This is a genomic window from Methylobacterium sp. CM6246, assembly GCF_054818005.1.
Map to the genome: position 1 here is coordinate 2,118,710 of NZ_JBTXKY010000001.1, position 14,595 is coordinate 2,133,304.

The 14,595-nt window shown below is 68.3% G+C and carries 12 protein-coding genes; 7 read left to right on the top strand and 5 right to left on the bottom strand.

Annotation, left to right across the window (positions count from 1 at the left end):
- Positions 1 to 216 precede the first annotated feature (216 nt).
- On the top strand, positions 217 to 4,932 hold the full coding sequence (gene gltB, locus ACYQPG_RS10460; protein ID WP_461230877.1) for a glutamate synthase large subunit: 4,716 nt from the start codon (positions 217 to 219) through the stop codon (positions 4,930 to 4,932).
- 101 nt (positions 4,933 to 5,033) lie between these two features.
- Positions 5,034 to 6,467: a glutamate synthase subunit beta gene (locus ACYQPG_RS10465; RefSeq protein WP_147938224.1), complete on the top strand. Its 1,434-nt coding sequence runs from the start codon at positions 5,034 to 5,036 to the stop codon at positions 6,465 to 6,467.
- A 50-nt stretch (positions 6,468 to 6,517) separates the two neighbouring features.
- Here the strand turns inward: ACYQPG_RS10465 and ACYQPG_RS10470 are convergent, their stop codons facing one another.
- From ACYQPG_RS10470 to ACYQPG_RS10480, 3 genes are all read right to left on the bottom strand, one after another.
- A complete protein-coding gene (locus ACYQPG_RS10470; protein ID WP_147908507.1) occupies positions 6,518 to 7,948 on the bottom strand; it encodes an SGNH/GDSL hydrolase family protein in 1,431 nt (476 codons plus the stop codon).
- A 99-nt stretch (positions 7,949 to 8,047) separates the two neighbouring features.
- Positions 8,048 to 9,253, bottom strand: a complete 1,206-nt coding sequence (locus ACYQPG_RS10475; protein ID WP_461230879.1) for a lytic murein transglycosylase — start codon at positions 9,251 to 9,253, stop codon at positions 8,048 to 8,050.
- Between the two features lie 4 nt (positions 9,254 to 9,257).
- Entirely contained in the window at positions 9,258 to 9,422 is a 165-nt protein-coding gene (locus ACYQPG_RS10480) for a hypothetical protein (protein ID WP_461230880.1), read from the bottom strand.
- A 275-nt stretch (positions 9,423 to 9,697) separates the two neighbouring features.
- On the opposite strand from ACYQPG_RS10480, the gene galU reads away from it, so the two are divergent.
- On the top strand, positions 9,698 to 10,564 hold the full coding sequence (gene galU, locus ACYQPG_RS10485; protein WP_147908523.1) for a UTP--glucose-1-phosphate uridylyltransferase GalU: 867 nt from the start codon (positions 9,698 to 9,700) through the stop codon (positions 10,562 to 10,564).
- A 334-nt stretch (positions 10,565 to 10,898) separates the two neighbouring features.
- Here galU and ACYQPG_RS10490 read toward each other — a convergent pair whose 3' ends face one another.
- Positions 10,899 to 11,801 carry an N-formylglutamate amidohydrolase gene (locus ACYQPG_RS10490; protein ID WP_147908505.1) on the bottom strand — a complete coding sequence of 301 codons (903 nt, stop codon included), beginning with the start codon at positions 11,799 to 11,801 and terminating at the stop codon, positions 10,899 to 10,901.
- 209 nt (positions 11,802 to 12,010) lie between these two features.
- Here ACYQPG_RS10490 and cpdR point away from each other — a divergent pair, with 209 nt between their 5' ends.
- From cpdR to ACYQPG_RS10510, 4 genes are all read left to right on the top strand, one after another.
- The gene (cpdR, locus tag ACYQPG_RS10495; protein WP_007558883.1) at positions 12,011 to 12,367 is read left to right on the top strand and encodes a cell cycle two-component system response regulator CpdR; all 357 of its coding nucleotides are present in this window, start codon (positions 12,011 to 12,013) and stop codon (positions 12,365 to 12,367) included.
- A gap of 133 nt (positions 12,368 to 12,500) precedes the next feature.
- A complete protein-coding gene (gene grxC / locus ACYQPG_RS10500) occupies positions 12,501 to 12,770 on the top strand; it encodes a glutaredoxin 3 (protein ID WP_147908522.1) in 270 nt (89 codons plus the stop codon).
- Positions 12,763 to 13,620: a carbon-nitrogen hydrolase family protein gene (locus ACYQPG_RS10505; protein ID WP_461230881.1), complete on the top strand. Its 858-nt coding sequence runs from the start codon at positions 12,763 to 12,765 to the stop codon at positions 13,618 to 13,620. The genes grxC and ACYQPG_RS10505 overlap by 8 nt, the downstream gene beginning before the upstream one ends.
- Positions 13,621 to 13,628: 8 nt before the next feature.
- The gene (locus ACYQPG_RS10510; protein ID WP_147908503.1) at positions 13,629 to 14,084 is read left to right on the top strand and encodes a DUF1178 family protein; all 456 of its coding nucleotides are present in this window, start codon (positions 13,629 to 13,631) and stop codon (positions 14,082 to 14,084) included.
- A gap of 21 nt (positions 14,085 to 14,105) precedes the next feature.
- On the opposite strand, the gene ACYQPG_RS10515 is transcribed toward ACYQPG_RS10510, so the two are convergent.
- Positions 14,106 to 14,594, bottom strand: coding sequence for a disulfide bond formation protein B (locus ACYQPG_RS10515; RefSeq protein WP_461230883.1), 489 nt, complete (start codon positions 14,592 to 14,594; stop codon positions 14,106 to 14,108).
- Position 14,595 lies beyond the last annotated feature (1 nt).

A 14,595-nucleotide genomic window follows, 5' to 3' on the forward strand; every position in this document is an offset into this window, starting at 1 on the left:
GGAAGTCCGGTTGGCGGTCTCGAGCGCGCCAGCACGCCGCTCCTGGAGCGGTCCGGGTTTTCGATGAACGAAGGTCGACGGGCACGTCCTCGCGGGGACCGACCGGATCGCCTGCGGCATCGGGTCGGGACGCCGCACGGTTGCGACTCACGGGCATGGAACATGCTCGCGGGCCGAGGTGCGGCGAAGGGGATCGAGGGAAGGACGAGACGAAGCATGGCACAGCGCGGACCCGCCGAAGAGTTTGCTGCTTCCGAGTTCCAGGCTTCCGCCCCGCGCGGCGGCGCGATGCCGATCACGGTGCGCGATCCCGCTCTGCCCAAAGCCCAGGGCGCCTACGATCCGGCCAACGAGCGTGATGCCTGCGGCGTCGGCTTCATCGCCGACATGCACGATCGTCGGACCCATGCCATCGTTCAGCAGGGCCTGAAGATCCTCGAGAATCTGGACCACCGCGGTGCGGTGGGTGCCGACCCCAAGATGGGCGACGGCTGCGGTATCCTCACGCAGATCCCGCACGGCTTCTTCGCGGACGAGTGCTCGCGCCTCGGCTTCGAGCTACCGCCCGCCGGGCAGTACGCCATCGGCCAGTTCTTCCTGCCCAAGGCCGAGGAGCCCCGGGCGATCATCCAGGGAATCATCGAGGCGGCCCTGGCCGACGAGGGCCTGCCGCTCCTCGGCTGGCGCGATGTCCCGGTCGACCCCGAGGATCTGGGCGTCGCCGTGAAGGCCACCGAGCCGCATCACCGGCAGGTGTTCATCGGCCGACCGGGCTCCGTCTCCGACCAGGACACGTTCGAGCGGCGCGTCTTCGTCGCCCGCAAGGTGATCTCCAACAAGGTCTACGCCCTGGACGACCCGCGGGTGAAAGAGTTTTACCCGGTCTCCGTCTCGACCCGGACCATCGTGTACAAGGGCATGGTTCTGGTCACCCAGATCGGCGACTACTTCCTCGACCTGAAGGACGAGCGTTTCGTCTCGGCGATCGCCCTGGTCCACCAGCGTTTCGCGACCAACACCTTCCCGACCTGGCGCCTGTCGCACCCCTACCGGATGGTCGCCCATAACGGCGAGATCAACACACTGCGCGGCAACGTCAACTGGATGGCGGCCCGGCAGGCGAGCGTCGATTCGGACCTGTTCGGCAACGACATCTCGAAGCTCTGGCCGATCTCCTACGAGGGCCAGTCCGACACCGCGTGCTTCGACAACGCCCTCGAGTTCCTGGTGCAGGGCGGCTACCCGCTCGCCCACGCCATGATGATGCTGATCCCGGAGGCCTGGGCCGGCAACCCGCTGATGAGCGAGGAGCGGCGCGCCTTCTACGAGTACCACGCCGCCCTGATGGAGCCCTGGGACGGCCCCGCGGCCGTGGCCTTCACGGATGGCCGCCAGATCGGCGCCACCCTCGACCGCAACGGCCTGCGCCCGGCCCGTTACATCGTCACCGATGACGGGCTGGTCGTGCTCGCTTCGGAGATGGGCACGCTGCCGATCCCCGACGAGAAGATCGTTCAGTCCTGGCGCCTGCAGCCGGGCCGGATGCTTCTGATCGACCTGCAGAAGGGCCGAATCGTCTCCGACGAGGAGATCAAGGGCGAGCTCGCCGCCGCGCATCCCTACGCCGACTGGGTCAAGAACACCCAGATCGTGCTGGAAGATCTCAAGCCCGTCGTGGCGCGGGAGACGCGCTCCGACGTGGGCCTGCTCGATCGCCAGCAGGCCTTCGGCTACACCCAGGAAGACCTCAAGCTGCTGATGCAGCCCATGGCCGTCACCGGCCAGGAGGCGGTCGGCTCGATGGGGACGGACACGCCGCTCTCGGCGCTCTCCGAGAAGTCGAAGCTGCTCTATACCTACTTCAAGCAGAACTTCGCGCAGGTCACCAACCCGCCGATCGACCCGATCCGCGAAGAGGCGGTGATGAGCCTCGTCTCATTCATCGGGCCGCGGCCGAACCTGCTCGACATGGAGGGCGCGTCCCGGCGCAAGCGCCTGGAAGTCCGCCAGCCGATCCTGACCAACGGCGACCTGGAGAAGATCCGCTCGATCGGCCATTTCGAGGACCGGTTCGACACCAAGACCCTGGACATGACCTACCCGGCCGAGATGGGCGCGCAGGCCATGGACGGGGCGCTCGACCGCCTCTGCGACCGGGCCGAGGCGGCGGTGCGCGGCGGCTACAACATCATCGTGCTGACCGACCGCGCGGTCGGTCCGGATCGGGTGCCGATCCCGGCCCTCCTGGCGACCGCGTCGGTGCACAACTACCTGATCCGCAAGGGTCTGCGCACCTCGGTCGGCCTCGTGATCGAATCGGGCGAGCCGCGTGAGGTGCACCACTTCGCCTGCCTGGCCGGCTACGGCGCGGAGGCCATCAATCCCTATCTCGCCTTCGAGACGCTGCTGGCGATGAAGGACGAGTTCCCGCCGGACCTCACCGACGACGAGATCATCTACCGCTACATCAAGGCGATCGATAAGGGCCTGCTCAAGGTCATGTCGAAGATGGGCATCTCGACCTACCAGTCGTATTGCGGCGCCCAGATCTTCGACGCGGTCGGGCTCAACTCGACCTTCGTCGGCCGCGACTTCTTCGGCACGGCCACGACCATCGAGGGCGTCGGCATGGCCGAGGTCGCGGAGGAGACCGTCAGCCGTCACCGCGACGCTTTCGGCGACGCCCCGATCTACCGCAACGCCCTCGATGTCGGCGGCGAGTACGCCTACCGGCTGCGCGGCGAGGCTCATACCTGGACGCCCGACACGATCGCGACGCTCCAGCACGCGGTGCGCCTCAACGTGCCGGAGCGCTACCGCGAATACGCCGCGCTGGTGAACCGGCAGGAGAACCAGCTCAAGACCCTGCGGGGCCTGTTCCGCCTCAGGAGCGCAACCGAACTCGGCCGCCAGCCGGTGCCGCTGGATTCGGTCGAGTCGGCCTCCGAGATCGTCAAGCGCTTCGCCACCGGGGCGATGTCGTACGGGTCCATCTCGAAGGAAGCGCACGAGACGCTCGCCATCGCGCTGAACTCCTTCGGCGGTCGCTCGAACTCGGGCGAGGGCGGCGAGGAGGTCGAGCGATTCAAGCCGCTGCCGGACGGGCGTTCGCGCCGGTCCGCGATCAAGCAGGTCGCCTCGGGCAGATTCGGCGTTACGACGGAATATCTCGTCAACGCCGACATGATGCAGATCAAGGTCGCGCAGGGCGCCAAGCCCGGCGAGGGCGGCCAGCTGCCCGGCCACAAGGTCGACGCCAAGATCGCAAAGGTCCGCTACGCCACCCCGGGCGTCGGCCTGATTTCGCCGCCGCCGCACCACGACATCTACTCGATCGAGGATCTGGCCCAGCTGATCTTCGACCTGAAGAACGTGAACCCGTCCGCGGACGTGTCGGTGAAGCTCGTCTCCGAGGTCGGCGTCGGTACCGTGGCGGCCGGCGTCGCCAAGGCGCGGGCGGACCACATCACCATCTCGGGCTACGACGGCGGCACCGGCGCCGCGCCGCTGACCTCGCTCAAGCATGCGGGCGGACCGTGGGAGACCGGTCTCGCCGAGACCCAGCAGACGCTGGTGCTCAACGGCCTGCGCGGCCGCGTCGCCCTCCAGGCCGACGGCGGCATCCGCACCGGTCGCGACGTGGTCATCGCGGCCCTGCTCGGCGCCGACCAGATGGGCTTCTCGACCGCTCCCCTGATCGCGGCCGGCTGCATCATGATGCGCAAGTGCCACCTCAACACCTGCCCGGTGGGCGTCGCCACGCAGGATCCGGTGCTGCGCAAGCGCTTCAAGGGCACGCCCGAGCACGTGGTGAACTACTTCTTCTTCGTGGCCGAGGAGGTGCGCGAGATCCTGGCCTCCCTCGGCTTCACCAAGCTGGAAGAGCTCGTCGGGCGTTCGGACGTGCTCGACAAGGTCGAGGCCATAGCCCACTGGAAGGCGCGCGGGCTCGATTTCACCAAGCTGTTCCATCGCCCCAAGGTGGCGGACGGCATCGCCATCCGGCACGTTGAGAAGCAGCACCACCCGATCGACACGGTCCTGGACCGGCGCCTGATCGAGGGGGCCCGGAACGCCATCGAGACCGGCGAGCCGGTGGTCGTCACCGACGTGATCCGCAACTCGGACCGGGCCGCCGGTGCGATGCTGTCCGGCATGGTCGCCAAGGCGCACGGTCACGAGGGCTTGCCGGACGACACTATCGTGGTGAAGCTGTCGGGCACCGCCGGCCAGAGCTTCGGCGCCTGGGTCGCGGCCGGCGTCACCATCGAGCTGACCGGCCACGGCAACGACTACGTCGGCAAGGGCCTTTCGGGCGGCAAGCTGATCATCCGCCCGAGCGATGCGCTGCGGTCGCCACCCGACCGGACCATCATGGTCGGCAACACCGTGCTGTACGGGGCGATCGCCGGAGAGTGTTACATCCGCGGCTCCGCGGGCGAGCGCTTCGCGGTCCGCAATTCCGGCGCGATCACGGTGGTCGAAGGCATGGGTGACCATGGCTGCGAGTACATGACCGGCGGGGTCGTGGTGTCGATCGGCGAGACCGGACGCAACTTCGCGGCCGGCATGTCGGGCGGCATCGCGTACGTCCTTGACGAGGACGGCTCGTTCTCGGCCCGCTGCAACCTGTCGATGGTCGATCTCGAGCCCGTCGAGGAGGAAGACGACCTGATGCGCCGCTTCCACCAGGACGGCGATCTCGAGACCAAGGGGCGCGTCGATATCCTGGCCGACATGTCCGGCCACGATGAGGAGCGCCTCAGCCAGCTCATCACCAACCATCTCAAGTATACGGGCAGCCCGCGGGCGAAGCAGATCCTCGACGACTGGGCGAGCTTCCGCACCAAGTTCGTCAAGGTGATGCCGGTGGAATACCGCCGCGCGCTGCGCGAGATGGAGATGGCGCGGATGCCGGTGGCAGCGGAGTAAGGCTATCGGTATCGGCGCCCGTGCGACGCGGGCGCCGATCGCGGAATGACGGTTTAATAGGCTGCAGCATCGGTCGATCTGCGGGCCTCAAGGGTTGATCGATGGGCAAGATCACGGGTTTCCTCGAGTTCGACCGGCAGGAGCAGAAGTACCAGCTCGCAGCCGATCGCGTGCGGCACTTCCGCGAGTTCACGCTGCCGCTCGACGAGCACGACCTGACCAAACAGGCCGCGCGCTGCATGGATTGCGGCATCCCGTTCTGCCACGGCCCGACCGGCTGCCCGGTCCACAACCAGATCCCGGACTGGAACGACCTCGTGTTCCAGTCCGATTGGGAGGAGGCGTCGCGCAACCTCCACTCGACCAACAACTTCCCGGAATTCACCGGTCGCGTCTGCCCGGCGCCCTGCGAGGAGGCGTGTACGCTCAACCTCGAGAATCAGCCGGTGGCGATCAAGACGATCGAGCAGGCGATCGCCGACCGCGCGTGGAACATGGGCTGGATCAAGCCCGAGCCGGCGTCGATGCGCACCGGCAAGCGCGTGGCCGTCGTCGGCTCCGGCCCGGCGGGTCTCGCGGCGGCCCAACAGCTGGCCCGGGTCGGCCACGACGTGCACGTGTTCGAGCGCGAGCCGAAGGCCGGTGGCCTGCTCCGCTACGGCATCCCCGACTTCAAGATGGAGAAGCGCCACATCGATCGCCGCGTCCGGCAGATGGAGGGCGAGGGCGTTGTCTTCCACTACAACCAGAACGTCGGCGTGACCAAGCCGGTCGACGAGCTGAAGGCCGAGTTCGATGCGGTGATGTTCTGCGGCGGTGCGGAGGATCCCCGCAACCCGCAGCTGCCCGGGCAGGAACTCGAGGGCGTCCACTACGCCATGCCTTACCTGATCCAGTCGAACCGCCGCGTGGCCGCGGAGCCGATGCGCGGCAACGGCGAAGCCCCGATCCTGGCGTCGGGCAAGAACGTCGTCGTGATCGGCGGCGGTGACACCGCCTCCGATTGCGTCGGCACCGCGTTCCGCCAGGGCGCGCTGTCGGTGACGCAGCTCGACATCCGGCCCCGGCCGCCCGAGCGCGAGGACAAGCTGACGGTGTGGCCGTACTGGCCGACCAAGATGCGGACCTCGTCCAGCCAGGCGGAAGGTGCGGAGCGCGAGTTCCAGGCGGCGACGCTGCGGCTCGACGGCAACAAGAAGGGCCGGCTGACCGGCGTGGTCTGCGCCCGGGTCGACGCCAAGCGGCAGCCGATGCCCGGGACCGAATTCATCCTGCCGGCCGATCTCGTCTTCATGGCGATCGGTTTCGCCGGATCGGTGCAGAAGGGCTTGCTCGACCAGTCCGGCATCAGCGTCAGCAAGCGCGGGAACGTCGAGGCGAACGAGGAGGATTACCGCACCTCGGATCCGAAGATCTGGAGCGCCGGCGACATGCGCCGGGGTCAGTCCCTGGTTGTCTGGGCGATCCGAGAGGGCCGTCAGGCGGCCCGTGCCATCGACGAGGCCTTGATGGGTGCGAGCGTCCTACCGCGGTGAGGTAGGTTCAGTCCCGGCGCTCGGTGCGAGCGCAGCGCCGGGATCACCACTCAGCCGGGGGGCCAGCGGAAATCGTCGGCGCGGCCGGGCTGGGGCATCGGCGCATTGCCGCGGACCAGCGTCCGCTCCACGGTGCCGAGGTTGTCCGAATCGCGCGGACGGCCGGTCAGCAGCGTCCCGCCGGGGGAGACCTCGGTGCGCCCGAGGGGCACGACCGGCCCGGCCGCGGGCTTGACCGGCAGCGCTGGGACGCCCGGAGGTTCCGGCAGGCTCGGCAGCATCGCGGTGATCTGCCGATCGATCGCCGCGGTGTCGGTGGGCTGGCCGGAACCGTCGAGGCTCGGACCGGGCGTCGCGCTCGGCGCCCCCGGCGCGATAGTCGCGGTGGGCGGCGGATCGGTCAGCGCCGGCGTGGCCGTTCCCATCAGGCGCTTCAGCTCGACATCGGCGAAATGCGCCAGCTTGCGGTCGCCCGCCTTGGTGAAGTGCACGCCGTCGGCGGTCCGCAGCTTGGCGATCTGACCTTCCGGATCCGGGCCCGAGGCCGCGTAGCGGTCGCGGTCGTCGACGAAGCCGGGCCAGATGTCGACATAGGTCGCGCCGGCCTTCGTCACGGTGTCCCGGACGATGTCGTTGAGGCTCGCGAGATCACGGCTCAAGCTCTCGCTCTGCACCGGCGGAAGCCCGACCCAGACCAGCGGCACCTTGTGGTCGGCAAACACCTTCACGAGGGCTTCGACCCGGGCGCGGTACAGGGCCTTCCAGCGATCGGTGAGCGGATCGACGGTCTCGTCACCTTCACGGATCGGCTGGCGGTCGTTGGCGCCCAGCATGACCAACGCGTAGCGGACCTTGGGATTGGTGCGCAGGTAGTCTTCTGCGCTCTTGGGCCAATCGACCACGTCCCTGCGCACGAGTCCGCTGTCGCCCTTCGCCCGATCGACGACCGCGATGTCGGCGTTGTCCTCGAAGACGTCGTCCAGACCGTGGGCAAGGTGGTCGGCCAGCGAATCGCCGAACACCGCGATCTGGACGTTCGGCGCGGTCTTGGCGATGGCGGGCTTCGGCGCCACCGGCGCCCGGGCGGGCCGCTCCCGGCGCTTGACGGACGGCGAGGGCCGCTGCGCATCCGCGTTTCCGATCGTGCTGCGCGGACGCGGCGCCCGGTAGGTGCGCTCCGGCGGTGGAGCGACCGGCTGGGGCCGGTCCTCCCACGGCCAGTAGAACTGCCGCGGCGCTTCCTGGGGCGGTGCGTAGCGGGGCTGGCGGGCGCTGGAGCCGTCGTCGCGATAATAGGCATCGCGCGGGCGCCGCCGCGGCGGGGCCTCGTAATAGGCGCCGCCCTCGGGCCGCTGATAGCTGTCGCCCCATTGTGCCTGAGCGGGCGTGCCGCCGACCAGGGACAGGCCCGCTTGGCTCAACAGGACGGCGAATCCGAGGATGGCCGGACGCGCCGTACGACGCCAGACTGCGACTCCCATGCAGATCCCGCACCTTGAAGGGGACCGAAAAACACCGGTCGGTAGGCGGCACTATACGGGAGACCGACTTGCGCGTCTAAACCCGCCCTCGGAGGCCGATTACCGCGCCGGATCGTGCCGGCCCTGGACGTGGGCGAGCAACGCCGGCGAGGCATACCCATCCGCCGGCAGGCCGGCCGCGATTTGGTAGCGCCGCACGGCGTCGCGCAGCTTCGGCCCGGCGCGGCCATCGGTCGGGCCCTCGTAGAAGGCGGCGGTCGCCAGACCTGTTTGCAGCGCGCGCAATCCCGCACCGTCGAGGCGTGGTCCTGTAGGCCAGGGCGCCGCGAGCGCGGGGGCGCCGTCCAGGCGGTCGGCGAGGTGGCCGACGGCCAGCGCGTAGGAATCCGAGGTGTTGTATTGGCGGATCACCTCGAAGTTGCCGGTGATCAGGAAAGCCGGCGCCCCGAGACCGCCGGGCAGGAACAGCGCGGCGTCCCCACGCCCGGGCAACGGCTTTCCGTCCGTCCGCCCGACACCCCGCGCGGCGAAGCCGGAGATCGGCCCGGCATAGGCGGTCAGGTCGAAACCTTCGGGCAGACGCACCTCATAGCCCCAGGACAGCGTCGGATCCCAGCCCAGGTCTCTGAGATAGGCCGCGATCGATCCAAGCGAATCCGCTTCGCTGGTCCAGATGTCCCTGCGGCCGTCGCCGTCGAAATCGACCGCGTGGGCTAGGTAGGTGGACGGCAGGAACTGCGCCTGCCCCATGGCCCCCGCCCAGCTTCCGCTCATGCGCTCGGGCGCGATATCGCCGCGCTGGAGGATCGCCAGGGCGGCCAGCAACTCGTCGCGGAACAGCGTGCCGCGATGCCGTGCCTCCGCCAGGGTGGCCAGCGCCCGGATCGTGGAAAGGTTGCCGGCGCTCGCGCCGAAATCGGATTCGACGCCCCAGAACGCCAGCACGATTGGCGCCGGGACGCCGTAGCGCGCCTCGATCGCCTTCAGCGCGCGCGCGAGGGTGCCCGCTCGTGCGCGTCCGTGGGCGATGCGGCCTGCCGAGACCGCGCCGACCAGGTAATCCCAGACCGGCCGCACGAACTCGCCCTGCTGGCGCGTCCGCGCCAGGACGCCTGGATCGGGTGCCGTGATGCCCCGGAACGCGGCCGCGAAGGTCTCGGCCGAGACGCCGCGGGCTTCGGCCTCCGGACGCAGGGACGCGATGAACGCCTGGAAGGCGCCGTTCGGTGCCGACGGCTTCGCGGCCCGGGCTACCGCGGGGCAGAGGGAGAGGGCGGCAGCGAGCAGGGCGCGGCGCGATGGCATCGCCTCAAGCCCCGGTTCGCGGACTGGATTTGCCCGTTCGGGCCAGCGACTGGTCGAGCCCGGTGGCCCGGTCGTCGCGCGGCACGATTCTCGTGCGGCCGGTATCCAGCAGGTCCCAAACCATGCGGCCGCCGATGGATCCGGCCCCGCCTGTCACCAGACCCGTCATGTCGTCCGCTCCGAAGCCGCTCCGAGGGAAGCTGCCGGGAGCCTTGCCCGAACCGGGCACGGGCAGGCAAGGCGCCCACCCCGCTTCATCGCGCGTTCAAACGCCCGGTGAGATATCATCTGGTAACGGCCACTTTAGGTGGTCGCAGACGGGATATTTACGGTGCTTTGCCTCATACTATCGACGTAGAGGCCTTGCGAAGCATCGTGTTAGGCTATCTCACTGCCTGAACCATTGACCGTGTCATCCCATTCTGTTTCCGAGGTTGCCGCTTGATGAAACCGATCCGCAAGGCTGTCCTGCCCGTCGCGGGGCTGGGCACGCGATTCCTGCCCGCCACGAAGGCGGTCCCGAAGGAAATGCTCACGGTCGTGGACCGGCCGGTCGTCCAGCATGTCGTCGATGAAGCGCGCGAAGCCGGCATCGAGCACTTCATCTTCGTCACGGGACGCGGCAAGGCGGTGATCGAGGACCATTTCGATATTGCCTTCGAGCTCGAGCACACCCTTCAGGAACGCGGGAAGACCGCTGCCTACGAAGAGCTGAAACGCGATCTGCCCAAGGCCGGCCAAACAAGCTTCACCCGCCAGCAGGCCCCCCTCGGCCTCGGTCATGCGGTCTGGTGCGCCCGGGAGATCGTCGGCGACGAGCCCTTCGCGGTGCTGCTGCCGGATATGCTGAGCCGCGGCTGCATGCAGCAGATGCTCGCAACCTATGAGCGCCATGGCGGCAACGTCATCGCGGTCGAGGAGGTGGCGCCCGAAGAGACGCACCAATACGGTATCGTCAGCGTCGGCGAGACCTACGGTCAGTCGTTCGAGATCACCGGCATGGTCGAGAAGCCGAAACAGGGCACCGCACCATCGAATTTCATCATCTCCGGCCGCTACATCCTCCAGCCCGAGATCTTCGGGATCCTGGAGCACGGGAAGAAGGGCGCCGGCGGCGAGATCCAGCTCACCGACGCCATGATCGACCTGATGGGCACGCAGGACTTCTTCGGCATGCACTACGAGGGCCGGACCTACGACACCGGCTCGAAGATCGGGTTCCTGACTGCGAACCTGGCTTACGCGCTGGAGCGGCCGGATCTCGCCGGCCCGCTGCGCGCCGAGATGGAAAAACTCCTGAAGCAGAGCTGAGGCCTTTGCGCTTTGCGCGCTTGAGCCATGCATTCGACGCGCGGGCGGAGACGATTTTGCCCTTGCGTCTTGTGCGCCGCACTGTCATTTGTGCATTGCGAGATCGCGATGGCGTCGCGGTCCCGTAGCCCTTCTTGGGCGTTTCCTCCCTAGACTTCGGGCCGCTCCTTCGGGAGTGGCCTTTTTTCTTGTCTCGACCTCCTCGTTGCGTGCTCCGTCGATTGATCGACGGGCCCGTGGTCTCGCCGCGGCGGACCTTCCCAAGGCTATGGGTGAGGAAGGCCGTTTCGAACGCCGATTTTCGTGGCGGCGCCGGACGTGGACTGTGTGCAGCCTACTCGGCGGCGATCCGGCTGGGCGTAAGGTCACCGAGATCGGCCGCCACGCCGGCCACAACCGACCGCAGTGCCTTCACGAGGCTCGGGAAATCAGGCGTCGTCGTGAGGCTCGCCTCGTCCATGTACAACGCCCGGTTGACCTCTATCTGCAGAGCATGCCGCCCGAGGTTGGGCTCGCCGTAATGCTCGGTGATGAAGCCGCCCGCGTAGGGTTTGTTGCGGACCACCCGGAAACCCTTGGCGCGGAACGCGGCCTCGAACGCCTCGATCAGGCCCGGCGCGCACGCGGTGCCGTAGCGGTCGCCCAGGACCATGTCGGCCTTGATCTCGGTATCGCGTCCGAGACTTGAGGACGGCATCGAGTGGCAATCGATCAGGATGCAATGGCCGTGCGTCCGCGCCGTGCGCTGGATCAGGCCGCGCAGGACTCGGTGGTAGGGTTTGTACAGGGCCTCGATGCGGGCGATCGCATCGCCGACCGGCAGGCGCCGGGCGTAGATCTCCTGGCCGTCCGCCACGACCCGCGGAACGGTGCCAAGCCCGCCCGCGACCCGCATCGACCGGGTGTTGGCGAAGGGCGGCAAACGGCCGTCGAACATGCGTGGGTCGAGCTCGTAGGGCTCGCGGTTCACGTCCAGGAAAGCCCGCGGGAAATTCGCCCGGAGCAGCGGTGCGCCGAGTTCGACCACGGAGGCGAACAGGCGATCGACATGGGCATCCTCGGAGCGGCGCAGAGTGAGCGCGTCCAGGCGCGAGGCGGCGACGAAATCGGGGGGGTAGACGGCGCCGGAATGGCCGGTATTGAAGACGAAGGGCAGGATGTGCGTCGCCGGTTCTTCGACCGCGAAAGCCGGGGCGAAACCGAGGGCGTCGGGCTGTACCGTTTCGGGCGCGGTCATGGGTTGCGTGCACACCCCGGCGTCTGGAAAAGCGCGGCGGATACGCAGTGTGGTATGCGGATGATCGCCTGTCCACCCTGATGCCGACGGCCCACAGGGCCGTTTTCGAGACACGCGGCGACGGCTGCGGGCTCCAATCCTAACACCTTGTTTACCATCGCGTCCCTTTATGGGATCAACATTTCGACTCGAGGGCTCGGAAACGGCCGATGAAAATCCTGCTGGCGGAAGACGACAACGACATGCGCCGGTTCCTGGCCAAGGCGCTGCAGAACGCGGGCTACGATGTCCTGTCCTTCGACAACGGCCTCTCGGCCTACAACCGGCTGCGCGAGGAGCCGTTCGAGCTGCTGCTGACCGATATCGTGATGCCCGAGATGGACGGGATCGAGCTGGCGCGGCGCGCCACCGAGCTCGACCCGGACATCAAGGTGATGTTCATCACCGGCTTCGCCGCGGTGGCGCTCAACCCGGATTCGAAGGCTCCGAAGGATGCCAAGGTCCTGTCGAAGCCGTTCCACCTGCGCGATCTCGTCAACGAGGTCGAGAAGCTGATGGCCGCCTGACCGGCCGATCGGCTCTGGATTCACCAGGGGCCGCTGCGGTTGCGGCTCGGTTCGGCTGTGACCACACGGGCATAGGTAAATCGACGGGCGTACTCCTATATGACGGGAGTTCCCGCGCGAGATGACGCCCGCCATGCAGCCGGTCACGATCTACACCACGGCCTGGTGCCCTTACTGTTCGGCGGCCAAGAGCCTGCTGAAGGAGAAGGGCGTCGCCTTCCAGGAAATCGACGTCGAGCGCGCCCAGGGTGGCCGGGCCGTGATGGTCGAGCGCGCCGGTGGCCGCACCAGCGTACCGCAGATCTTCATCGGATCGACCCATGTCGGCGGCTGCGACGATCTCTACGCCTTGGATCGTGCCGGCAAGCTCGATCCGCTGCTGACGGACAAGGCCGATGCCTGAGAGGCGCTTCACCGCCGCCTGCGTGCAGATGCGCTCGGGCCGCGACCCGGGCGCCAATCGCGACGCGGCTGTTGCCGGGGTGCGCGAGGCTGCCGACCGCGGCGCGCATTACGTCCAGACTCCCGAGATGACGTCGCTGGTCGAGCGCAGCCGCGAGCGCCTGTTCGCGCACGTTACCGAGGCCGAGCAGGATCCGACCCTGGCCGGCCTGCGGCAGACCGCCCGGGACACCGGGGTGATGGTGCATATCGGCTCGCTGGCGGTGCGGTCGGGCGACAAGATTGCCAACCGGGCCTTCCTGATCGGCGCGGATGGGGAGATCCTGGGGTCCTACGACAAGCTGCACCTGTTCGATGTCGACCTGCCGAGCGGCGAGCGCTGGCGTGAATCGGCCACCTATACCGGCGGCGCCTGCGCGGTGGTGGCGGCGACCCCTTGGGCGACGCTCGGCCTGACGATCTGCTACGATATCCGCTTCCCGGCCTTGTACCGCGCCCTCGCAGAGGCTGGGGCCGAGGTGCTCACCGCACCGGCCTGCTTCACCCGCCAGACCGGTGAGGCGCATTGGCACATCCTCCAGCGGGCGCGGGCGATCGAGACAGGCGCCTTCATGATCTCGGCGGCCCAGGGTGGAATCCACGAGGACGGCCGCGAGACCTTCGGCCATTCCACGATCGTCGATCCCTGGGGGCGGGTGCTCGCCGATGCCGGCGGGTCCGAGCCGGGCGTGATCCTGGCCGAGATCGACCTCGCTCAGGTCGCTGACGCCCGGGCGCGGATTCCCGCCCTGCAACACACGCGCGCGTTCACAATCGAGCGCATCGGGCCTCAGGTTCAGGCCGTACAGTAAGCAAACCCATGATCCGGTACAGTCTCGTTTGCGAATCCGCGCACGGCTTCGACAGCTGGTTCCCGTCCTCCGAATCCTACGATGCGCAGGCGGAGCGTGGGCTGGTGACCTGCCCGATCTGCGAGAGCGCGAATGTCACGAAGGCGCTGATGGCGCCCAACGTGGCCCGCAGCGATCGCAATGAGCGTCCGGCGCCGGCGGCGCCCCAGGCCGAAGCTCCGATGGCGATGATCGCGGAGCCCGAGCGGCAGGTACGGGCGATGCTGCGGGCGCTGCGCGAGCAGGTCGTTGCCAATTCCGAGCATGTCGGGACGCGCTTCCCAGAGGAGGCGCGCAAGATCCACTACGGTGAGGCCGAGGGCCGCTCGATCTACGGCGAGGCCAGCCCGGCCGAAGCGCGCGCCCTCATCGATGAGGGGATCGACGTCGCGCCGATCCCGATCATGCCCGACGACCGCAACTGAGGCGCACCGTACCGCGGGAACTCAGGACCGCAGGGCTGCGGTGCCGGCGAACGAGGCCAGGACGAAGGCGACGACGGCGTTCCACCCGGCCAGGGAGATCCCGAGGATGCGCAAGGCCGCCACCGAGCAATCCACGACCTTCGTGTTCTGAAGCGCATTCAGGAATTCGCCGACCTGTCCCGGGTTCGCACCCGTGCCGCCGCCGCAATCGCTCGGGCCCGGCCAGAATCCCCATTCCGCGCCACCATGGTAGACGCCGAGCCCGGCGCCATACAGGAGCCCCAGGGCTGCGAGCCCGAGCGCCAGGCGAGCCAGGCGCTCGGGCAAGAACAGCGCGGCGAGCCCAAGGGGCAGGGCGGCGTAGAAGGGCAGGCGCTCGGTCAGGCAGAGCTTACACGGCGCATAGCCGTAGCCGTACTGCAGCACCAGAACGGCGGCCAGGACCAATGCCGAGCCGAGAGCCAGCCCAAGACCCGCCTTCTTGAGGCGCAGTGCCGACGCGAAGTTCATG

What these genes read in the sequence shown, in the direction of transcription:
- ACYQPG_RS10480 (WP_461230880.1), bottom strand. Translation starts at nt 9,422, where the DNA reads ATGACGGGTCTGGTGACAGGCGGGGCCGGATCCATCGGCGGCCGCATG.
- grxC (WP_147908522.1), top strand. Translation starts at nt 12,501, where the DNA reads ATGCAGCCGGTCACGATCTACACCACGGCCTGGTGCCCTTACTGTTCG.
- ACYQPG_RS10470 (WP_147908507.1), bottom strand. Translation starts at nt 7,948, where the DNA reads ATGGGAGTCGCAGTCTGGCGTCGTACGGCGCGTCCGGCCATCCTCGGA.
- ACYQPG_RS10475 (WP_461230879.1), bottom strand. Translation starts at nt 9,253, where the DNA reads ATGCCATCGCGCCGCGCCCTGCTCGCTGCCGCCCTCTCCCTCTGCCCC.
- cpdR (WP_007558883.1), top strand. Translation starts at nt 12,011, where the DNA reads ATGAAAATCCTGCTGGCGGAAGACGACAACGACATGCGCCGGTTCCTG.
- gltB (WP_461230877.1), top strand. Translation starts at nt 217, where the DNA reads ATGGCACAGCGCGGACCCGCCGAAGAGTTTGCTGCTTCCGAGTTCCAG.
- ACYQPG_RS10465 (WP_147938224.1), top strand. Translation starts at nt 5,034, where the DNA reads ATGGGCAAGATCACGGGTTTCCTCGAGTTCGACCGGCAGGAGCAGAAG.
- galU (WP_147908523.1), top strand. Translation starts at nt 9,698, where the DNA reads ATGAAACCGATCCGCAAGGCTGTCCTGCCCGTCGCGGGGCTGGGCACG.
- ACYQPG_RS10505 (WP_461230881.1), top strand. Translation starts at nt 12,763, where the DNA reads ATGCCTGAGAGGCGCTTCACCGCCGCCTGCGTGCAGATGCGCTCGGGC.
- ACYQPG_RS10510 (WP_147908503.1), top strand. Translation starts at nt 13,629, where the DNA reads ATGATCCGGTACAGTCTCGTTTGCGAATCCGCGCACGGCTTCGACAGC.
- ACYQPG_RS10515 (WP_461230883.1), bottom strand. Translation starts at nt 14,594, where the DNA reads ATGAACTTCGCGTCGGCACTGCGCCTCAAGAAGGCGGGTCTTGGGCTG.
- ACYQPG_RS10490 (WP_147908505.1), bottom strand. Translation starts at nt 11,801, where the DNA reads ATGACCGCGCCCGAAACGGTACAGCCCGACGCCCTCGGTTTCGCCCCG.